At 68.5% G+C, this 18783-nt stretch carries 25 protein-coding genes; 12 read left to right on the top strand and 13 right to left on the bottom strand.

Annotated features, from left to right (window positions below):
* Positions 1-81: 81 nt before the first annotated feature.
* The gene (locus tag A5771_RS23630; protein ID WP_064857208.1) at positions 82-402 is read right to left on the bottom strand and encodes a hypothetical protein; all 321 of its coding nucleotides are present in this window, start codon (positions 400-402) and stop codon (positions 82-84) included.
* 110 nt (positions 403-512) lie between these two features.
* Between A5771_RS23630 and A5771_RS21420 the strand changes: the two genes are divergently transcribed.
* The 8 genes from A5771_RS21420 to A5771_RS21385 are packed head-to-tail and all read left to right on the top strand — an operon-like array spanning position 513 to position 5032.
* Positions 513-926: a ChaB family protein gene (locus A5771_RS21420; RefSeq protein WP_064857207.1), complete on the top strand. Its 414-nt coding sequence runs from the start codon at positions 513-515 to the stop codon at positions 924-926.
* Entirely contained in the window at positions 910-1389 is a 480-nt protein-coding gene (locus A5771_RS21415) for a Na+/H+ antiporter subunit E (RefSeq protein WP_064857206.1), read from the top strand. Before A5771_RS21420 ends, A5771_RS21415 begins: the two co-directional genes overlap by 17 nt.
* On the top strand, positions 1386-1640 hold the full coding sequence (locus tag A5771_RS21410) for an MrpF/PhaF family protein (RefSeq protein WP_064857205.1): 255 nt from the start codon (positions 1386-1388) through the stop codon (positions 1638-1640). Before A5771_RS21415 ends, A5771_RS21410 begins: the two co-directional genes overlap by 4 nt.
* Positions 1637-1927: a monovalent cation/H(+) antiporter subunit G gene (locus A5771_RS21405; protein ID WP_064857204.1), complete on the top strand. Its 291-nt coding sequence runs from the start codon at positions 1637-1639 to the stop codon at positions 1925-1927. Before A5771_RS21410 ends, A5771_RS21405 begins: the two co-directional genes overlap by 4 nt.
* Positions 1924-2175, top strand: coding sequence for a Na(+)/H(+) antiporter subunit B (locus tag A5771_RS21400; protein ID WP_064857203.1), 252 nt, complete (start codon positions 1924-1926; stop codon positions 2173-2175). Before A5771_RS21405 ends, A5771_RS21400 begins: the two co-directional genes overlap by 4 nt.
* Positions 2172-2915: an MnhB domain-containing protein gene (locus tag A5771_RS21395; RefSeq protein ID WP_064857202.1), complete on the top strand. Its 744-nt coding sequence runs from the start codon at positions 2172-2174 to the stop codon at positions 2913-2915. Before A5771_RS21400 ends, A5771_RS21395 begins: the two co-directional genes overlap by 4 nt.
* Positions 2912-3256, top strand: a complete 345-nt coding sequence (locus A5771_RS21390; RefSeq protein ID WP_064857201.1) for a sodium:proton antiporter — start codon at positions 2912-2914, stop codon at positions 3254-3256. The genes A5771_RS21395 and A5771_RS21390 overlap by 4 nt, the downstream gene beginning before the upstream one ends.
* Positions 3257-3262: 6 nt before the next feature.
* Entirely contained in the window at positions 3263-5032 is a 1770-nt protein-coding gene (locus A5771_RS21385) for a complex I subunit 5 family protein (RefSeq protein WP_207545492.1), read from the top strand.
* A gap of 45 nt (positions 5033-5077) precedes the next feature.
* Here A5771_RS21385 and A5771_RS21380 read toward each other — a convergent pair whose 3' ends face one another.
* A complete protein-coding gene (locus tag A5771_RS21380) occupies positions 5078-5761 on the bottom strand; it encodes an HAD family hydrolase (RefSeq protein WP_064857200.1) in 684 nt (227 codons plus the stop codon).
* 86 nt (positions 5762-5847) lie between these two features.
* Here A5771_RS21380 and A5771_RS21375 point away from each other — a divergent pair, with 86 nt between their 5' ends.
* A complete protein-coding gene (locus A5771_RS21375; protein WP_064857199.1) occupies positions 5848-8001 on the top strand; it encodes a catalase in 2154 nt (717 codons plus the stop codon).
* Between the two features lie 2 nt (positions 8002-8003).
* On the opposite strand, the gene A5771_RS21370 is transcribed toward A5771_RS21375, so the two are convergent.
* Positions 8004-8441 (bottom strand): STAS domain-containing protein, encoded by a 438-nt coding sequence (locus A5771_RS21370; RefSeq protein ID WP_234783156.1) that lies wholly within the window; start codon positions 8439-8441, stop codon positions 8004-8006.
* Between the two features lie 192 nt (positions 8442-8633).
* A complete protein-coding gene (locus A5771_RS21365; RefSeq protein WP_064857198.1) occupies positions 8634-9641 on the bottom strand; it encodes an iron-containing redox enzyme family protein in 1008 nt (335 codons plus the stop codon).
* Between the two features lie 79 nt (positions 9642-9720).
* Here A5771_RS21365 and A5771_RS21360 point away from each other — a divergent pair, with 79 nt between their 5' ends.
* Both A5771_RS21360 and A5771_RS23195 read left to right on the top strand, forming a co-directional pair.
* Positions 9721-10704 carry a TIGR03557 family F420-dependent LLM class oxidoreductase gene (locus A5771_RS21360; protein ID WP_064857197.1) on the top strand — a complete coding sequence of 328 codons (984 nt, stop codon included), beginning with the start codon at positions 9721-9723 and terminating at the stop codon, positions 10702-10704.
* A gap of 61 nt (positions 10705-10765) precedes the next feature.
* The gene (locus tag A5771_RS23195) at positions 10766-11044 is read left to right on the top strand and encodes a hypothetical protein (RefSeq protein ID WP_064857196.1); all 279 of its coding nucleotides are present in this window, start codon (positions 10766-10768) and stop codon (positions 11042-11044) included.
* Here the strand turns inward: A5771_RS23195 and A5771_RS22360 are convergent.
* The 4 genes from A5771_RS22360 to A5771_RS21340 all read right to left on the bottom strand — a co-directional run bounded on the left by A5771_RS22360 (position 10955) and on the right by A5771_RS21340 (position 14589).
* Positions 10955-11353, bottom strand: coding sequence for a hypothetical protein (locus tag A5771_RS22360; RefSeq protein ID WP_082947383.1), 399 nt, complete (start codon positions 11351-11353; stop codon positions 10955-10957). The genes A5771_RS23195 and A5771_RS22360 overlap by 90 nt on opposite strands.
* 13 nt (positions 11354-11366) lie before the next feature.
* Complete coding sequence (locus A5771_RS21350; RefSeq protein WP_064857195.1) at positions 11367-13166, bottom strand: acetyl/propionyl/methylcrotonyl-CoA carboxylase subunit alpha; 1800 nt, start codon at positions 13164-13166, stop codon at positions 11367-11369.
* Positions 13167-13258: 92 nt separating this feature from the next.
* Positions 13259-13675 (bottom strand): SufE family protein, encoded by a 417-nt coding sequence (locus A5771_RS21345; protein WP_064857194.1) that lies wholly within the window; start codon positions 13673-13675, stop codon positions 13259-13261.
* Complete coding sequence (locus A5771_RS21340; protein ID WP_064857193.1) at positions 13675-14589, bottom strand: sulfurtransferase; 915 nt, start codon at positions 14587-14589, stop codon at positions 13675-13677. The genes A5771_RS21345 and A5771_RS21340 overlap by 1 nt, the downstream gene beginning before the upstream one ends.
* Positions 14590-14796: 207 nt before the next feature.
* Here A5771_RS21340 and A5771_RS21335 point away from each other — a divergent pair, with 207 nt between their 5' ends.
* On the top strand, positions 14797-15372 hold the full coding sequence (locus tag A5771_RS21335; RefSeq protein ID WP_064857192.1) for a hemerythrin domain-containing protein: 576 nt from the start codon (positions 14797-14799) through the stop codon (positions 15370-15372).
* A 41-nt stretch (positions 15373-15413) separates the two neighbouring features.
* Here the strand turns inward: A5771_RS21335 and A5771_RS22910 are convergent, their stop codons facing one another.
* From A5771_RS22910 to A5771_RS21315, 5 genes are all read right to left on the bottom strand, one after another.
* On the bottom strand, positions 15414-15587 hold the full coding sequence (locus A5771_RS22910) for a hypothetical protein (protein WP_234783155.1): 174 nt from the start codon (positions 15585-15587) through the stop codon (positions 15414-15416).
* 33 nt (positions 15588-15620) lie between these two features.
* The gene (locus tag A5771_RS21330; RefSeq protein WP_064857209.1) at positions 15621-16259 is read right to left on the bottom strand and encodes a Maf family protein; all 639 of its coding nucleotides are present in this window, start codon (positions 16257-16259) and stop codon (positions 15621-15623) included.
* 50 nt (positions 16260-16309) lie between these two features.
* Entirely contained in the window at positions 16310-16579 is a 270-nt protein-coding gene (locus A5771_RS21325) for an acyl-CoA carboxylase subunit epsilon (RefSeq protein WP_064857191.1), read from the bottom strand.
* A complete protein-coding gene (locus A5771_RS21320; RefSeq protein WP_064857190.1) occupies positions 16576-18225 on the bottom strand; it encodes an acyl-CoA carboxylase subunit beta in 1650 nt (549 codons plus the stop codon). The genes A5771_RS21325 and A5771_RS21320 overlap by 4 nt, the downstream gene beginning before the upstream one ends.
* Positions 18226-18273: 48 nt before the next feature.
* Positions 18274-18783: HNH endonuclease signature motif containing protein (locus A5771_RS21315; protein ID WP_131808968.1), on the bottom strand; the 510-nt coding region annotated here is incomplete at its 5' end.

Raw genomic sequence — 18783 nt, 5'->3', positions numbered from 1 at the left:
TACGACGCCGTGCCCGTCCAGGGCCACGCCCAACGACACCTCTTCGACGACGATCGGGCCGAAGCCGGATGACGACGGCGGCTAGGCCGATGCCGTCGGCGGGTAGCGCAGCACCGCCGCGACGCCGTCGGCCGGATCGACCGCCTCGCCGCCGCCGACGACGGCCGCACCGATTGCGATGGCGCCCCACGGCAGCGCCTCATCGGCCCGCAGCGTATGCGCGCGTTCGATCTCCTCGACGAGCCGCTGGCCGACGCCTTGCTGGGTGAGCTGTTCGCTCACCTCCCGCCAGGTGAGTTCGAGCTTGGTCGCCGCGTCCTCGGTGTCGTGCGAGTCCTCAAAGTACACCGAGATGAACGGGGCACGGGCGGTGAGCAATTGACGGAAACGTTCGGCATCCACGGCTATCCGGGTTGCCCGGTCTTCGCCTTGGCAAACGTGCTCACCTGGAGGAAATGGTTGCCGAACCGTTTCGACGGGTATGCCGCCGAGACTGGCTGATTGGAGGACTCATGCCCAAGACGACGAAGAGCGGCGCCGCCAAGCAAGGCGAGTTGCCCAGCACACTGCAACGCTCCAGCGCCAAAGCGCAACGCACTTTCGCCAAAGCGCACGATGCAGCCGCCAAGGAGTACGGCAGCGAGCAGCGCGCGCACCGGGTTGCCTACGCGGCGCTCAAGCACAGTTTCGAGAAGGTCGGGGACCACTGGGAGGCCAAGAAGAAGCGCGGCCCCTCCGACAAGCGTGCCGCCGGTGGCGGGCCGAACAACTCGGGGCCGTCCGCCGAGGGCGTCGATGCCAATGCCAGCAAGGCGCACCTGATGGACGTGGCGCGCCGCCTGGACATTCACGGGCGCTCCACGATGCGGAAATCGGAACTGGTCACGGCGATCAAGAAGCACAACCGCCGTGTCCGCGGCCGGTAGCCGGATTCGAGCGGTCGGCGAAACCCTGCTGTGGTGGCTGATAGCCGCCGCACTGTGGGTGGTGACGCTGACCGAGCGCACCGCGCAGGAGCTGGCGGCCGCGGCGCTGTGCACCTTGCCGTGTGCGGTCGCCGCCCGCGCGGCCCGGCAGGCCAACTCCGGTAGTTGGCGGTTCCGGCCGGGATGGCTGCGCTGGATTCCCACGGTCGCCGGCGAGGTGCTCAAACAAACCGTCCAGGTGTGGGTCTACATTCTGGTCCCGTCGCGGCGTTCCCAGTCGGTGATCGCCCCGGTGGCCTTGCCAGCCGAAGCCGGGCCGGTGGCCGCGGGCCGCCGGGCCGTCGCGACGCTGGCGCTGGCCACGACCCCGGGAACCGTCGTCCTCGACAATGCTGCCCGGTCCGTGCTGGTGCACCGAATCGGGCAGCGGCCGGGCACCCTGGAGGCGGCGGTGGGGCGGTGAGACCGGGCGAGCTGGCCGCGCTGGTACTGCAGCTCGGGGTGTTCCTGCCCGGCGCCTGGATCGCCGCTCGCGGCGCTCCCCGGCGGCGCCTGGTCGGTCTGGAATTCGCCGGTATCGGCGCGATCGGGATGCTGCTGGTGCTGGCGGTCTCCTGGGGCCAGGACTGGGCTTTGATCGTCCCCTTGGTGCTGGCGCTGGTCACCTTTCCCGGGACCCTGGTCTACGCCCGACTGCTGGCGGGCGAGCCGTGATCGCCTGGCTGCTGGTCTTCGCCGGGGTGACGGTGATGGTCTGTTGCACGCTGGCGGCGGCCGCTCTGAACGTGGTCGACCAACTGCACCTGCTGACCGTGACCACCTCGGTGGGCTTTCCGCTGACCGGGCTGGGCTTGATCTTGGACCGGGGCTGGACCGAAGCATCCGCGATGGTCGCGGTGATCGTCGGGCTGGTGTTGCTCACCGCCCCGGCGATGTCAGCGGCCACCGCCCGGTTGACCGCGCAGGAAGCCGGTGTGGTCGACGCGGATTCGCCGCCATGACCGCGCTGATCCTGCTCTCCGTCACGCTGGTCGGCGGCACCGGAACTGTGGTCGCCATGACCGCTGATCCGCACCGGCAGGCGATCGTGCTGGCGGTGTTCGGACTGGCGCTCACCGTGTTGTTCGTGATGTTGCAGGCGCCCGATGTGGCGTTGTCCCAGTTGCTGATCGGCGGAGTGGTGGTGCCGCTGATGGTCATGCTCGCCGTCCGAACGGTGCAGCGCCGGCATCGCGAGGTCGGCCGGTGACCCGAACCGGGCGAACGGTGCTGTTCCTCGTCGGAGCGGCCGGGATGGGTCTGCTGCTGTGGCTGGGCTTCGCCGAACTCCCCGCGTTCGGCCACGACCACCACCTGTATCGGGATCTTGCGGTGCGGGAAGCGTTTTCCCATGCCACGGCCAACGTGGTCGCGTCGGTGAACTTCGACCAGCGCGCCCTGGACACGTTCGGCGAGGAGACCATTCTGGTCGCCTCGGTGACCGGCGTGATGGCGCTGCTGCGTCCGGCTGTGGAGGAGCGCGAATACCACGACAGCGGCCGTCGCGCGGCCCTGGATTCCACCCGGTTCGTCGGCTACCTGCTGCTGCCGGTGACACTGGCGATGGGACTCGACGTGGTGCTGCACGGACACCTGACACCGGGCGGCGGCTTCCAGGGCGGCGTGGTGCTGGCCACCGGCCTGCACCTGCTCTACATCACCGGAAGCTTCCGGGCGCTGGACCGGTTGCGTCCGGTCAACGCCTTCGACATCGGCGAGGCCCTGGGCGCTGCGGCGTTCGCCGGTATCGGGATCGCCGGGTTGATCACCGGCGGAGCATTCCTGGTCAACCTGCTGCCCACCGGCACGCGCGGCCAGCTGCTGTCGTCGGGGTCGGTACCGCTGCTCAACGCGGCGGTCGGGGTGGCGGTGGCGTGCGGCATGACCGTGCTGCTGGCGCAGTTCCTGGCGCAGGAGATCACCGTCGCTCCGCGGCAGGAGCGTTCGTGAGCACCTACATCTACGGGGTGGCGGGCTGGCTGGTGCTGGTCGGTTCCTTCGGAATCGTCCGCAGCCGCAACCTGATCCACGCGGTGGTGTGCCTATCGGTGGCGCAGTCGGGCACCTACCTGTTGCTGCTGGCGGTCGGCTACCAACAGGGCGGGGCGCCGCCGATCTTCGTCGACGCTCCGGCATCGACGCCAGTGGTGGATCCGGTGGTGCAGGCGATGACGTTGACCGACATCGTCATTCAGGCCACCGTCACCGCGCTGCTGCTGGCATTGGCCATCCAGGTCCACAAGCGCCACCACACCCTGGACCCGGATCAGTTGTCGGCGCTGCGGGGCTGAGTCGCCGTGCCGGCCGCGACCACCCTGCTGCCGCTGCTGGTCGCGGTGCCGATCCTGGTGGCGTGTCTGCTACTGGGCCTGGGCCGTCGGCTGTCCAACTCCCTTGCCAACGCGGTGGTGCTGGCCACCTCGGCGGCCTCCACCGGTGCCGCCGGATATCTGCTGAGCGCCGCGGCCGGACGCACCGTGGTGGCCTGGAGCGGGGGCTGGCAGCCGCGCGACGGGCTGGCGGTCGGTATCGCTCTGGCCGCTGATCCGCTTTCGGCGGGACTGGCGGTGCTGATCGGTGCGCTGACCGGGTGTGCGGCGCTCTACAGTCGCCGCGGACTGGACGAGGCCGATACCCGCTTCGACGCACTGCTGTTGATCTTCCTGGCCGCGATGAACGGATTCGTCCTGGCCGCGGACCTGTTCAACCTGTTCGTGTTCTTGGAGCTGATGGGCGCGGTCGCTTACGCGCTGACCGGCATCAAGATCGAAGACCGCTCGGCGATCCAGGGCGCACTCAACTTCGGGATCATCCAATCGCTCAGCGCATGCCTGACCCTGGTGGGCATCAGCATGCTCTATGCCCGCGTCGGCCAGCTGGGCATGGCTCAACTGGGTGCGGCGTTGCGGGGCGGCCCGCCCGATGCCCTGGTGGTGGCCGCCTTCGTGCTGGTTTCGGCGGCCTTGCTGGTCAAAGCCGCGATCGTGCCGCTGCACTTCTGGCTCGCCGACGCGCATGCCGTCGCACCCGCCGGGGTGTGCGTGCTGTTCTCCGGGGTCATGGTCGAACTCGGGCTCTACGGGCTCTGGCGGGTCTACTGGGTGGTGTTCGCCGGTGTGCTGCCGCCGGCCGCGATCGGTCGCGTCTTCGTGGCCGCCGGTGTGCTGACCGCGGTCGTCGGCTCGGTGATGTGTGTGCTGCAGCGGCACCTCAAGCGGATGCTGGCCTATTCGACGGTCGGTCATATGGGGTTGCTGCTGGTCGCCACCGCGACGCTGAGCTCGCAGGGGGTGGCCGGCGCGGCGGTGTATGCGATCGGGCACGCCGGCGCCAAGTCGGCGTTGTTCCTGATAGTCGGGATCCTGCTGGACCGCCACCACAGCGTCGACGAGTGGGAGCTGGTAGGCCGCGGCCGGGGCCAGCCGGTGTTGGCGGCCTGCTACGCCGCGGCGGCCGTCGCCCTGGCCGGGCTGCCGCCGTTCGGTACGGCGCTGGGCAAATCTCTGTGCGAGGAGGCCCTGGGCAGCGGTTGGGGATCGGCGCTGTTCCTGGGTGTTTCGGCGTTCACCGGCGGTGCGGTGCTGCGCGCGGGCATCCGCTGCTTCACCGGCCTCGGCGGCCGGTCCGAGCCGTCCGGCGATCTCGGCCGGACCACCGGAGGCGACGAGCAGCCCGACACCCGGCTGCGGCGGACCCCGCCCAGCATGTACACCGCAATCGGTTTGCTGCTGGCCGGTTGCCTGGCCGCCGGGGTGCTGCCCGCGGTTGCGCGCGGCGCCGACACCGCCGCCCGCCGGTTCATCGACGCCGGGGCTGCCACCGCGGCGTCATCCTGGTCGGCGCTCGGGGCCGGACTGGGAGTCTTGGGCTGCGTGGTGGCGGCGGGCGTGGCGGCCGCCGGGTTGCCCCAGTGGCCTCCGGCGGTCCGCCGCACGGCCGGCACCCTCACCGCGCCGGCGCTCAGCGCCTTGCGCGCAGCGCATTCCGGCCACATCGGCGACTACCTGGCGTGGATGTTCGCCGCGCTGGCGGCGCTTGCCGCGGCGGTGGCGACGCCGTTGACGTGATAGACGGTGTAGGGCGCCCGGATCAGCGTGGTCAGAAACGCACTCTCATCCATGTCCGGCTCGCCGTAAGTCTGCGATCGGCGTCTGATCGAGGTGCGCCAGCAGATCCTCGGCGTTGTCGAAAACGCCCACCGCGCCTGCGGTTTCCAACTCGGAGCGGGACACCCCGCCGCTGAGCACACCGATGCTGGGTACTCCGGCGCGCACGCACGCCTGCGCGTCCCAGACCGCGTCGCCCACGAAAACCGCCCGGTCGGCCGTTGCGCCGATCCGGTCCAACGCGGTCCCGATGATCCCCGGGTGCGGTTTGGCGACGTCAACGTCGGCCGACGAGGTGACCGCGGCGACCAGGTCGTCGCAGTCCAGCACCTTTCGCAGCACCGCCAGTTCGTCGTCGGGCGCCGAGGTGGCCAGCACCACCGGAATGCCGAGGGCGGCGATACGTTCCAGCAGCGGCCGGGCGCCCGGAAGCGGCGACAATAGCGCCGCCGACTCCAAGTAGTAGCGGGAGTGCAGATCCTTGAGCCGTTCGCGGATGTCCTCAGGCGCGTCATCGGAGAGCAGCCGTACCAGTATGGATCCGTCCATCCCGATGGCGCGGTGGATGCGCCAGGACTCGGCCTCGATGCCCACCTCGGCGAACGCGCGCCGCCACGCATGCACATGCAGGTAGTTGGAGTCCACCAGGGTGCCGTCGACGTCGAACAACACAGCCGCTTGGGCGGTCACGATCGTCCCTTCCGTTTGCGAATGTCCCGGCTGGGATACCCACCCCGGGAGTTCCCTACCGTCCCAAACCCCAGAAAGGACCAGCGGTGGCTACCGACGACCGTGACCCCAAGCAGCGACAGCTCGACGACCACCGGTACGACCGGCAGTCCGGCTACTTGACCACTCAGCTGGGCGTGCGGGTGGACCACACCGACGACGCGCTGACGGCCGGGGAGCGCGGACCGACGTTGCTGGAGGATTTCCACGCCCGTGAGAAGATCATGCACTTCGACCACGAGCGGATCCCGGAGCGGGTGGTGCACGCCCGCGGGGCGGGCGCCTACGGCTACTTCGAGCCCTACGACGATTCGCTCGCCGAGTACACCGCGGCGAAGTTCCTGACCACCCCGGGCGCCCAGACCCCGGTGTTCGTACGGTTCTCCACCGTGGCCGGTTCCCGCGGTTCGGCCGACACCGTGCGCGACGTGCGCGGGTTCGCCACCAAGTTCTACACCGAACAGGGCAACTACGACCTGGTGGGCAACAACTTCCCGGTGTTCTTCATCCAGGACGGGATCAAGTTCCCCGACTTCGTGCACGCGGTGAAGCCGGAACCGGACAACGAGATTCCGCAGGCGCAGTCCGCCCACGACACGCTGTGGGACTTCGTGTCGCTGCAGCCGGAGACGCTGCACGCCATCATGTGGCTGATGTCGGACCGCTCCTTGCCGCGCAGCTATCGGATGATGCAAGGCTTCGGCGTGCACACCTTCCGCTTCGTCAACGCCAAGGGTCAGGGCACCTTTGTGAAGTTCCACTGGAAGCCCAAGCTCGGCGTGCACTCGCTGATCTGGGACGAATGCCAGAAGATCGCCGGCAAAGACCCGGACTTCAACCGCCGCGATCTGTGGGACTCGATTGAGGCCGGCCAGTACCCGGAGTGGGAGCTCGGGGTGCAATTGGTGCCCGAGAGCGACGAATTCAATTTCGATTTCGACCTGCTGGACGCTACGAAAATCATTCCGGAAGAACAGGTCCCGGTTCGTCCGGTGGGCAAAATGGTGCTCAACCGCAACCCGGACAACTTCTTCGCCGAAACCGAGCAGGTGGCGTTCTGCACCGCCAACGTGGTGCCGGGAATCGACTTCACCAACGACCCGCTGCTGCAGTTCCGCAATTTCTCCTACCTGGACACCCAGTTGATCCGCCTCGGCGGACCGAACTTCAATCATCTGCCGATCAACCGGCCGGTGGCCGAAGTGCGCACCAACCAGCACGACGGCTACAGCCAACACGCCATCCCGGTCGGCAGGACCAGTTACTACAAGAACTCGCTGGGCGGCGGCTGCCCGGCGCTGGCGGGGTCCGGGGAGGACGCCGAGGTGTTCCGGCACTACACCCAGAAGGTGGACGGCGACAAGATCCGCAAACGCGCCGCGAGCTTCGAGAACCACTACAGCCAGGCGCGGATGTTCTACAAGAGCATGTCCGACATCGAGGCGAAGCACATCGTCGCCGCGTACGCCTTCGAACTGGGCAAATGCGAGACCGTCGAGATCCGTCAGCGCGTGGTCGAACAACTCAACCGCGTCGACCATGGCCTGGCCGGCCAGGTGGCCGAGCAGCTCGGCCTGCCCGCGCCCGAGGAGCAGCCGCTCGACGAGGTCGTTCAGAAGGCGGGGGTGTCGCCGGCGCTCTCGCAGCTGCACAGCGCCACCCTTCCGCCGGATGCGCGAGGGGTCCCCAGCATCGAGAGCCGCAAGATCGCGGTATTGGCCGCCGACGGCGTCGACGTGGCGGGTGTGGAACGCTTCGTGGCGGCGATGCGCGAGCGCGGCGCCATCGCCGAGGTGCTGGCGCCGATCGCCGGCGGAGAGCTGGCCGGCGGTTCGGGCGGGCAGCTGAGCGTCGACCGGGCGATCACCACCATGGCCTCGGTGCTCTACGACGCGGTGGTGGTGCCGTGCGGTCCGGACGCGATGCGCACCCTGTCGCAAGACGGCTACGCGATGCACTTCATCACCGAGGCCTACAAGCACCTCAAGCCCGTCGGCGCGTTCGGGGCGGGGGTGGAGTTGCTACCCAAGGCGGGGATCACCGAACGGCTGGCCGAGGACACGACCGTCACCGTCTCCACAGGGGTGGTCACCACGGCGGCAGCGGCGAACGACCTGAACGACGACTTCTTCGACGCGTTCGCCACCGAGCTGGCCAAGCACCGCGCCTGGGACCGGGCCGCAGACGCGGTGCCTGCCTAGGTTCAGGTCACCGCGCGCAGCGGGCGGCCGGCCTTCTGCACATCGGCCAGGGCGTCTGTCAGCGACGCCACCAGCGGGAGGCGCGACTGCGGGTCACAGATCCGGAGCACGCTGTTCACCGCCGGACTCGGTATCACCATCAGCCGGGTCCGTGCGGTGGCGCACCGCGCGCTGATCGACTGAAGAGCCGTAAACCCGACCGTGCCAATGAAAGTCAGCTCGGACAAATCCAGAATCAGCCATTCGCAGCAGTCGGCGCAGCGCTTGGCGTAATCAGCGAACGGGCCGGCGTTGGCCGCGTCGATCTCGCCGTCCGCGGCGACTACCGCTCCCGCCCGGCCCCAGTGCACGGTGAATTTGGCGGTGTGATTGCGCCAGGCTTGGGTGGCTTCGGTTGCGGGAGTAACGATCGCGGCTTCAGTCATCTTGGTGGTGCTCATTTGTGGCTCCATCAGTCGACGTATCGTGCTGTTGGATCACGTCAGCGTAATCTCTTCCCGAGACGCATAAACACGGTGACGTTCAAGTGCGGCTGTGAACTCAACCGGAGGAATCAGACGTTACCCAGAGTCGCTGCGATTGGCAAAGGGATCAACCACGATTTACGCGAAATCCCAGTGAACGCTTAAGTTTCACATCGTGGGTAGCGAAGATCGCCCCGCAGACCAGGCCGACATCATGAGATCGGCAAGTCGGTTCTCCACCGCGTCGCGGGCCCGCATGCCGAACACCACGTCGGCCTCCAGCTCCGGCTCCTGGCGGATCAGATCCTCGACCACATCGGCGCGCACAACCTGTTCGTGTACCGCGTCCGCCTCGACGTGCTCGGCGTAGAACGCCACGCACGGCTCCGGAGCGCCCATCCGCCGCAGCGCGGCGACCAGCCGGCTGGACCCGGGCGGGGAGGTGATCTCCGTCGAGGCGAAATGCCCGACGGCCGCACCCCGCCACCGGCGATGTAGCCCGAACAGGGACATCAGGTTCACCACCGCGAGCGTCTCGGCCGGGACAAAGTCCAGGTAGGCGAGGTAATCGGGATTCAGTCCGGCGGCGGTGAGCAGGTCGGCGAACAGTTGCTGGTGCACCCGCCGACCGCGCCCGGCGCCGTACTCGTCGAACTCGATGGCGACGAAGGAGGCCTTGGCCTGGCCGGTCAGGCGCGGGATGGCAAAGGCGTGCGGATCGCCCTCCTTGAGGTGATACAGCGACCGGTGCACGAAGTACTCGCGGGCCTGCTCCCAGGTGCCGCTTTCCCGCAGATACCACGACGGGCCGCTCCCGCGCACGGGCTCGGTTGCGGCAGCGGCCATTTCGTCGTTTGCGGTAGTGTCCGGCGGTATCTTTCCGACGTCCTCGCGGACACTATTGAGGAAGGCGCGCTCCAACCGGGCGCGCAGTTCCAGCAATGTGGCATCCCATTCCCACTCCGGGTCCACTCCGGCGAAGCCACGGTAGTGCAGCTCGTAGCAGACGTAGAGGGCCAGCTGCAGATCCCGGCCGTACGGGTCCGCGCCGGCCGTGCGGGCAGCGAATCCTGCGGTGTCGCCCGCGGGCCGGCGGAGCAGCTCGCAGACCGCTGACGACAAGGGCCCGCCCGCGACGGGCAGCGCGGGCTCGGTGCGAAGGGGTGCAATAGTCACGCTCGCGGATACCCCCGGCGTGGCCAAGCCCAAACGACGACGCCGTTTCGGCGATCGGCTGTTGGGTACCCCGGGGACCATGACACGGTTCGGCTACACCCTGATGACCGAGCAGAACGGCCCCAAAGACCTTGTCCGTTATGCCGTCTCCGCAGAAGAACGCGGTTTCGACTTCGAGGTGTGCAGCGATCACTTCTCACCCTGGCTGGCTTCGCAGGGCCACGCTCCGAACGCCTGGGCGGTGCTGGGAGCGGTCGCGCAGGCGACCGAGCGGGTGGGGCTGTGCTCGTATGTGACCTGCCCGACGATGCGTTACCACCCCGCGGTGGTGGCGCAGCAGGCGGCCACGGTGCAGATCCTTGCCGACGGCCGGTTCACGCTGGGCCTGGGCAGCGGGGAGAACCTCAACGAGCACATCGTCACCGGCGCCGGCTGGCCGAACATCCGGCAGCGGCAGGCCATGCTCGGCGAAGCGATCAAGATCATCCGCGAGCTGCTGATGGGGGAGACGGTCACCGTGCGCGGCGACCACTTCCAGGTGGACCAGGCGCGGCTGTGGGACCTTCCGGAGATCCCGGTCGCGCTGGGCGTGGCGGTGTCGGGCGAGAACGGCGTGGCGAGATTCGCCGCGGCGGCCGACGATCTGATCGCGGTGCAGCCCGACGCGGACCTGGTCCAGGCGTGGCATACCGCGCGCCAGTCCTCCGGGCTGGAAGGCGGCCGGGTCATCGGACAGCTACCGGTGTGCTGGGACCGCGACCGGGATGCCGCGGTGCAGCGCGCCCACCAGCAGTTCCGCTGGTTCGGCGGCGGGTGGCTGGTCAACTCGGAGCTGCCGACGCCGGCAGCGTTCGCTGCCGCCACCCAGTTCGTCACGCCGCAGGATGTCGCGGACGCCATCCCGTGCGGTCCCGATCTGGACGCGATCGTCGAGGCGGTACGCGCCTACGCCGAAGCCGGTTTCACCGATATCGCGCTCATCCAGATCGGCGGGGAGACGCAGGAGGCCTTCCTCAAAGAGGCCGCGGAGCCGCTGCTAGCCGCGCTGCGTGAGGCGGTGTAGCGGGTTCGCCGCCATCAGCGCAGAGGGTTTCGCTCCGGCCCCCGGGGGGTATCAGGGTGCCATGGACGAGACCGAGCAGCCTATCGACGACGCGCGCACGACGCGGCCGCGTGCCGGGATGGTCTTCAAGGACCGCCGTGAGGCCCCCGGGCTGGCCATGCTGGTGATGGCGGTACTGGCGCTGGTCGGGCTGGTCAGCGCCGCGACGCAGCACCACACCGGATGGGCGGTGGGTTTCGGAATCCTGGTGTTAGTGCTGGCCGTCGCGGGTGTGTCCTGGATCTTGGTCGGGCGAAACCGCGCCGCTCGCACCACCGCCCATCACCGGCGTCAGACCTAGCGCACCGGCGGCGAACCGAGACACCGCTTCGGCTCCGGTCCGCGCCGCTTCCTCCTGGCCCGCCCGGCTGCGGGTGGTGATCTCGCTTGAGACCGGGTTGAGCGTCACCTCGGCCAGCACCTCGCCGGTAGTCGGCTCGCACACGGCCCACAGATAGCGGGTGTCCTCGGCCCAGCCGGATGCCGCCTTCGCCACGTAGTCCGGGTCGGTCTCGCCGAGATCGGCCAGCGTGGGACGGTCATCGACGCGAGCGTCGGCCCGTGGCATCCGTAGATACCACGGGCCGGCGTTGATCTCGATGGGCTCGATGTCGAAGGCTCCGCTACTTGATCTCGCAGAGCACCGTGCCCTGGGTGATGGCCGCTCCGGCCTCCGCCGCCAGACCGGTGACCACACCGTCCTTGTGCGCGGTGACCGGGTTCTCCATCTTCATCGCTTCCAGGACGACGACCAGGTCACCGGCGGCGACCTCCTGGCCCTCTTCGACGGCCACCTTGACCACGGTGCCCTGCATGGGCGCGGTCACCGCGTCACCGGATGCCGCCGCGCCGCCGTGGGCACCGCGCTTGCGCGCCTTGGGCTTCTTGCGAATGGCTCCGGCGGCACCGCCGGCCGCACCGCCGCCGCCCAGCGCCAGGTCCCCGGGCAGCGAGACCTCCAGGCGCCGGCCGCCGACCTCGACGACCACCTTCTGCCGTGGCTGGGCGTCCTCTTCGTCGAGCGGCTCGCCGCCGGTGAACGGCTCGATGTTGTTCTCGAACTCGGTCTCGATCCAGCGGGTGTGGACGGTGAAGCCGTTCTCGTCGCCGACGAACGCCGGGTCGCGCACCACCACGCGGTCGAACGGGATGACCGTGGCCAGCCCCTCGACGTGGAACTCGTCCAGGGCGCGCCGGGCGCGCTCGAGGGCCTCGGTGCGCGTCGCCCCGGTGACGATCAGCTTGGCCAGCATCGAGTCGAACTGGCCGCCGATCACCGAGCCGGTCTCCACGCCGGAGTCCATCCGGATGCCGGGGCCGGTCGGCGGGTCGAAGCGGGTGACCGGGCCGGGGGCCGGCAGGAAGCCGCGGCCGGCGTCCTCACCGTTGATGCGGAACTCGATGGAGTGGCCGCGGGGCTGCGGGTCCTCGGTGATGTCGAGGGCCTCGCCGTTGGCAATCCGGAACTGCTCGCGCACCAGGTCGATGCCGGAGGTCTCCTCGGTGACCGGGTGCTCGACCTGCAGCCGGGTGTTGACCTCCAGGAACGAGATCAGCCCGTCCTGGCCGACCAAGTACTCCACCGTGCCGGCGCCGTAGTAGCCGGCCTCCTTGCAGATCCGCTTGGCGGACTCGTGAATCTCCTTGCGCTGCGCGTCGGTGAGAAAAGGTGCCGGCGCTTCTTCCACCAGCTTCTGGAAGCGACGCTGCAGCGAGCAGTCGCGGGTGCCCGCGACGACGACGTTGCCGTGCATGTCGGCGATGACCTGCGCCTCGACGTGGCGGGGCTTGTCCAGGTAGCGCTCCACGAAGCACTCACCGCGGCCGAACGCCGCGATCGCCTCACGGGTGGCCGACTCGAACAGCTCGGGGATCTCCTCGATGGTGCGGGCCACCTTCATGCCGCGGCCGCCGCCACCGAACGCGGCCTTGATCGCCACCGGCACGCCGTACTCCTTGGCGAAGGCCACCACCTCGTCGGCGTCCTTCACCGGGTCCGGGGTGCCGGGCACCAGCGGCGCCTTGGCGCGGGCGGCGATGTGGCGGGCGGTGACCTTGTCACCGAGGTCGCGGATGGACTGCGGGCTCGGCCCGATCCAGATCAGGCCGGCGTCGATCACAGCCTGGGCGAAATCGGCGTTCTCGGAAAGGAATCCGTAGCCGGGGTGGATCGCGTTGGCACCCGACTGCGCGGCGGCGTCGAGGATCTTCTCGAACACCAGATAGGACTCGGCCGAGGTCTGCCCGCCCAGGGCGAACGCCTCGTCGGCCAGCCGGACGTGCGGCGCGTCGGCGTCTGGTTCGGCGTACACGGCCACGCTGGGCAACCCGGCGTCGCGCGCGGCGCGGATCACCCGGACTGCGATCTCCCCGCGGTTGGCGACGAGCACCTTGGAGATCTTCGTGCTGGCATGGTTCGCCACTTGCCCTCCTGACGGCATCTTTAAGAAATGTCTTTAAGAATCTAGTTCACAGCAGTGTAAGGCGCGACCGACCCGCCCGAATGACGCGCCCCTTATGCGGAGCGGAGCCGGCGCTTGATCCGGGTCAACATGGCCGACATCCCGCGCAGCCTCAGCGGGCTGATCAGCGCCGCCAGGCCCAGGGTGGAGGCGAAGTCCTCGGGCACCGCCAAGATGACATCGGCCGACTGGCCGTCGAGGCCCGCCGCCCAGATCGACGCGAACCCGCGGGTGGTCGGGGCTTCCGGTGGCGCACTGAAGTACAGCCGCACCCGCTGCCGGTCGGCGGCATCAACATGCATGAACAGTGGTGACTGGCACTCCGGCACCGGCTCCATGGCCGATTCGGCCAGATCGTCGGGCAGGTCGGGGAGCTCGTCGGCGAATTCCAGCAGCAGCCGCAACTTGTCCTGCCCCTCGACTTCCATGAAGTCGGATGCCACCTGCGCCAATCCTTCCGGCAGGCTCATCAGCTGGCTGCGGCTCCCTGCGCTGCCGCGGGCCCCCGGCCCGGTTCCGGGCCGTCGACGATGGGCACCCGCACGGTGTTGCCCCACTCGGTCCAGGAGCCGTCATAGTTGCGGACTCCCTCCATGCCGAGCAGGTGCGTCAGCACGAACCAGGTGTGGCTGGAGCGTTCCCCGATGCGGCAGTACGCGATCGGCTTGTCCTCGGGCTTGATGAACCCGTACAGCTCGTCGAGTTCCTCGCGCTTGCGGAACCGGCCGGCGTCGTCGGCCGCCTTGCTCCACGGGATGGACACCGCGGTGGGGATGTGGCCGCCGCGCAGCACACCCTCCTCCGGGTAGTCCGGCATGTGGGTGCGTTCACCGGTGTACTCCTGCGGCGAGCGGACGTCGATCAGCGGCTCGTGGCCGATGATTTCCAGCACATCGTGCTTGTAGGCGCGGATCGGGGCATCGTTGCGCTGTACCACCGGGTAACCGGTGGTGGTTTTCGACGGCACCTCCAGGGTGGTCTCGCGGCCCGAGGACACCCACAGGTCGCGGCCGCCGTCGAGCAGGCGTACGTCTTCATGGCCGAACAGGGTGAACACCCACAGTGCGTAGGCGGCCCACCAGTTGGACTTGTCGCCGTAGATCACCACGGTGTCGTCGCGCGAGATGCCCTTGCGGTTCATCAGGTCGGCGAACTGCTCCCCGTTGATGTAGTCACGAACCGGGGCGTCGTTGAGGTCGGTGACCCAGTCGATCTTCACCGCCCCGGGAATATGGCCGACGTCATAAAGCAGCACATCCTCGTCGGACTCCACCACGACGAGACCGGGTTTACCAAGATTGCCCGCGAGCCAGTCGGCGGTCACCAACCTCTCGGGGTGGGCGTAGGACTGCAGGGCGGGGCTGGGGTCGGCAGGCACTGGCACATTGTCGAGCCTACCCACCGCGGTTGCACGCGTCGCGGCGAGACGCCGCGAAACAATCAGCCGCACCTACCTGGTCGACGCCGCAGCGGAAATCGGGTGGCTGCTCGCGTGGGCGAGCACGTGCGCCGGGCAACCGCGGGGGTTGGGTCCGCCGCGGGCGGGTACCCCGGTTACCGATGGCTGACGCACCCACCGGAGGAATGTTTCATGGCTGATAGCGACCAGGATTCGGCGAACACAGATGTCGTCGACATCCTCACCGCCGACCACAACGAGATGATCGATCTGCTGACCGAAGTCGAGGACACTGCCGACCCCGACGCTCAGCGCGACATCGCCGACACCGTCACCGCCGAGGTGATGCGTCACTCCGTGGCCGAGGAGATGTTCGTCTACCCGGTCGTGGAGGACAAGATTCCCGGCGGCGCCGACGATGTGAAGCACGACAAGCAAGAGCACGACGAGATCGTGAAGCTCATGAAGAAGCTCGAGGACGTCTCCGCGTCGGAGCCGGCATTCATGGATCTGACCGGACAGCTGAAGTCGCTGCTGCGTCATCACGCGAACGACGAGGAATCCGAGCAGTTTCCCAAACTGCGGGAACACCTTTCGGCCCGGGAACTCGTCGAGATGGGCGAAAAGGTCCAGAACGCCAAGAAGGTGGCGCCCACCCGCCCGCACCCGCAGGCACCGCATTCGGAGTTGTTCCACAAGACCCTCGGCGCCGGGGTGGGCATGGTCGACCGCATCCGCGACAAGCTCACGGGACGACAAACCGGCTAAGCGGCCCGATGCTCAGCCGCCGAGGTCGCGGACGGCGGTGGTCAGCGCCTGGTCGTCGAGTTCCCGCTCCGACAGCGATTCGCCGCCGCCGGCTTCGCTGATGTCAGCTCGGCGGCGGGCACGATTTCCAGGCGCCCCTCGATCAAGATCAGCACCGGGTCGTCGGTCTCGCTGGTGCCGAGCAGCCGGCGTACGTCCTCTGTGGAGATGTCCATCACCCCCCGGTGACTTCCCCGTCGGCGCGTCGCCTACACCGGGTTGGCCGCCCACAATGTGGCGACCGACAGGCCGGCCCCGGCCAGTAGCGAGCGCAGCAACGGCAGGCTGATTCCGATGACGCTGGACGGGTCGCCGTCGACGCCGTCGATGAACCAGCCGCCCAGGCCATCCAGGGTGAAGCCGCCGGCCACCCGTAGCGGCTCGCCGGTGGCCAGGTAGGCCTCCAGATCATCGTCGGTGGGCGTTCCGAACCGGACTGTGGTGACCACAGTCTCGGCGGCCCGATGGCGAGTCTCGTTGTCGCGCAAGCGGATCAGACAATGGCCGGTGTGGAGTGCTCCGGCGCGCCCGGCCATCGACTGCCATCGGCGACGCGCCTCATCGACCGACGGCGGCTTGCCGGCCAACTCGCCGTCGATCAAGAGCATCGAATCGCAGCCGATCACCACGCAATCCGCGGCGATGGCCGGCTCCAAGCGGGCCGCGACGTCATCGGCCTTGGCGCGCGCCAGTGCCCGCACCACCTCGGCAGGACCGGCATCGGGGCCCAGGGCCGCCGCGACGGCGTCCTCGTCCACCCCGGAGACGACCACCAGTGGGTCGATCCCGGCACCGCGCAGAACGGCCAACCGGCCTGACGATGCGGACCCGAGGACCAAACGCGTCACCGGCGGTACCTGCGGCGCCGGTTTCTCGGCCTCGCTGGCGCTCGGCTTCGTCACCGGCGCATATGAACGCGCTCCAGCAGCGTGATCCGCTGCCAGCTGAACAGCGGGTACCGGAGTTTGTCGACCGGGTGGCCCCACAGGTTGCGCTCCTGCGCGCCGGCGTCGGTCACGCCGCCGCCGGCACTGCCCAGCACCGCAACCAGCGCCGCGACTTCCTCGTCGGTCGGGTTGCCCTTGAGTACCCGGATGTGCGGTTCGGCGGCTGCGGGAGCCTCCTGCTCTGGGGCGGCCGCGTTCTCGTCGCCGCTCGCGGCGCTCACAGCGGGATGTTCCCGTGCTTCTTGGGCAGCGGCTGGACGATCTTGCGTTCCAGCAGCCGCAGCGACGTCGCGATGTACCCGCGGGTGTGCGACGGCGGGATCACCGCGTCGACGTAGCCGCGCTCGGCGGCGACGTACGGGTTCACCAGGGTGTCCTCGTACTCCTGCTGCAGGTTGAGGCGAAGCGCGTCGACGTCCTCGCCGTTGCGGGCGGCCTCGGAAAGCTGCTGGCGGTAGACGAACCCGACGGCGCCGGAGGCGCCCATGACCGCGATCTGGGCCGTCGGCCAGGCCACGTTGACGTCGGCGCCCATCTCCTTGGAGCCCATCACGCAGTACGCGCCGCCGTAGGCCTTGCGGGTGATGACGGTGATCTTCGCGACGGTGGCCTCACCGTAGGCGTAGAGCAGCTTCGCGCCGCGGCGGATGATGCCGTTGTACTCCTGCTCGGTACCGGGCAGGAAGCCCGGCACATCGACCAGCAGCACGATCGGGATGTTGAAGCAGTCGCAGGTCCGGATGAACCGGGCGGCCTTCTCCGAGGCGTTGATGTCGAGGCAGCCGGCGAACTGGGTGGGCTGGTTGGCCACGATGCCGACGGTACGGCCATCGACGCGGCCGAACCCGACGATGATGTTCTGGGCGTAGCCGGACTGCACCTCGAGGAACTCGTCGTCATCGAGGATCCGGGTGATGACCTCGTGCATGTCGTACGGCTGGTTCGGCGAGTCCGGGATCAGCGTGTCCAGTTCGAGGTCCTCGTCGGTGAGGTTGTCCTCGATCGCGCCGTCGGCAGCCGGCGCCGGGTAGCGCGGCGGGTCGGCGTAGTTGTTCGGCGGCAGGTAGCTCAGCAGGTCGCGTACGTACTCGAAGGCGTCCTGCTCGCCGGAGGCGACGTAGTGCGCGGTGCCGGATTTGCCCATGTGGGTGTGGGCACCGCCCAGCTCCTCCTGGGTGACGTCTTCGCCGGTGACGGTCTTGATCACGTCGGGGCCGGTGATGAACATCTGGGAAGTCTGGTCGACCATCACGATGAAGTCGGTCAGGGCGGGGGAGTACACGTGACCGCCGGCGGCGGCGCCCATGATCAGCGAGATCTGCGGGATCACGCCCGAGGCCAGGATGTTGTTGTGGAAGATCTTGCTGTAGAGGCCCAGCGAGACCACACCCTCCTGGATGCGGGCGCCGGCGCCGTCGTTGATGCCGATCAGCGGCCGGCCGGTCTTCATGGCCAGCTCTTGGACCTTGACGATCTTCTCGCCGTAGACCTCGCCGAGGCTGCCGCCGAACACAGTGGCGTCCTGGCTGAAGATGCAGACCTCGCGGCCGTCGATGGTGCCGTAGCCGGTGACCACGCCGTCGCCCAGCGGACGCTTCTCGGCCAGGCCGAAGTTGGTGCTGCGGTGCTTGGCCAGCGCGTCGAGCTCGACGAACGACCCCTCGTCCAGCAGGGCGAGGATGCGCTCGCGGGCGGTCAGCTTGCCTTTGGCGTGCACCTTCTCCACTGCAGCTTCCCCGACCGGGTGCAGGGTCTCCGCGGTCCGACGCTTGAGGTCCGCAAGCTTGCCTGCGGTGGTGTGGATGTCGACGACGTGCTCGCCCTGGGCTTCTACAGCGGACTCCCCGGAGTGCTCAGTAACGGTCATAAGAAACGATCTTAATCGTGGACCATCGGTTATCCCGACCGGACCCGGTTAGGGAATGTCGTCGTCGCCGTTGTCTTCGCGGTCGGCGAGCGGTTTTTCGGGGTGGTGGTAGTGGTTGGTGCGGGGTTGGCCGTGGTCGTGGTGGGGTGGGGGCAGGGTTTCGGTGGTGCCGTCGTGGCGTTTGCGGGTTTTCCAGCCGCTTGAGGTGATGAGTTGGTGGTGGGGGCCGCAGCGCAGGGTGAGTTCGTCGATGTCAGTGCGTCCGGTTTGGGCGTGGTCGGTGTCGTGGTGGACCTCGCAGTAGTAGCCGGGGATGGGGCAGCCCGGGTGGCTGCAGCCGCGTTCTTTGGCGTAGAGCACGATCCGCTGGGCCGGCGACGCTAGGCGTTTGGTGTGGAACAGGGCCAGTTCTTTGGCGCCGTGATAGATCCGCAGGTAATGGTGGGCGTGGCTGGCCAGGGCGATCACGTCGCGTATCGGGAGCCAGGTGCCGCCGCCGGTGTGGGCTTTGCCGGTGCCGGCTTCTAGCTCGGCCAGGGTGGTGGAGACGATGGTGGT

Origin of the sequence: Mycolicibacter sinensis, from assembly GCF_001667375.1 — a bacterium.
Classification (GTDB): domain Bacteria; phylum Actinomycetota; class Actinomycetes; order Mycobacteriales; family Mycobacteriaceae; genus Mycobacterium; species Mycobacterium sinense_A.
This window is presented reverse-complemented; position numbering and strand designations above follow the sequence as displayed.

Coding starts and splice junctions, on each gene's coding strand:
- A5771_RS21420 (WP_064857207.1), top strand. CDS start 513: ATGCCCAAGACGACGAAGAGCGGCGCCGCCAAGCAAGGCGAGTTGCCC.
- A5771_RS21400 (WP_064857203.1), top strand. CDS start 1,924: ATGACCGCGCTGATCCTGCTCTCCGTCACGCTGGTCGGCGGCACCGGA.
- A5771_RS21370 (WP_234783156.1), bottom strand. CDS start 8,441: ATGAGCACCACCAAGATGACTGAAGCCGCGATCGTTACTCCCGCAACC.
- A5771_RS21360 (WP_064857197.1), top strand. CDS start 9,721: ATGACACGGTTCGGCTACACCCTGATGACCGAGCAGAACGGCCCCAAA.
- A5771_RS23195 (WP_064857196.1), top strand. CDS start 10,766: ATGGACGAGACCGAGCAGCCTATCGACGACGCGCGCACGACGCGGCCG.
- A5771_RS21345 (WP_064857194.1), bottom strand. CDS start 13,675: ATGAGCCTGCCGGAAGGATTGGCGCAGGTGGCATCCGACTTCATGGAA.
- A5771_RS21335 (WP_064857192.1), top strand. CDS start 14,797: ATGGCTGATAGCGACCAGGATTCGGCGAACACAGATGTCGTCGACATC.
- A5771_RS22910 (WP_234783155.1), bottom strand. CDS start 15,587: ATGGACATCTCCACAGAGGACGTACGCCGGCTGCTCGGCACCAGCGAG.
- A5771_RS21320 (WP_064857190.1), bottom strand. CDS start 18,225: ATGACCGTTACTGAGCACTCCGGGGAGTCCGCTGTAGAAGCCCAGGGC.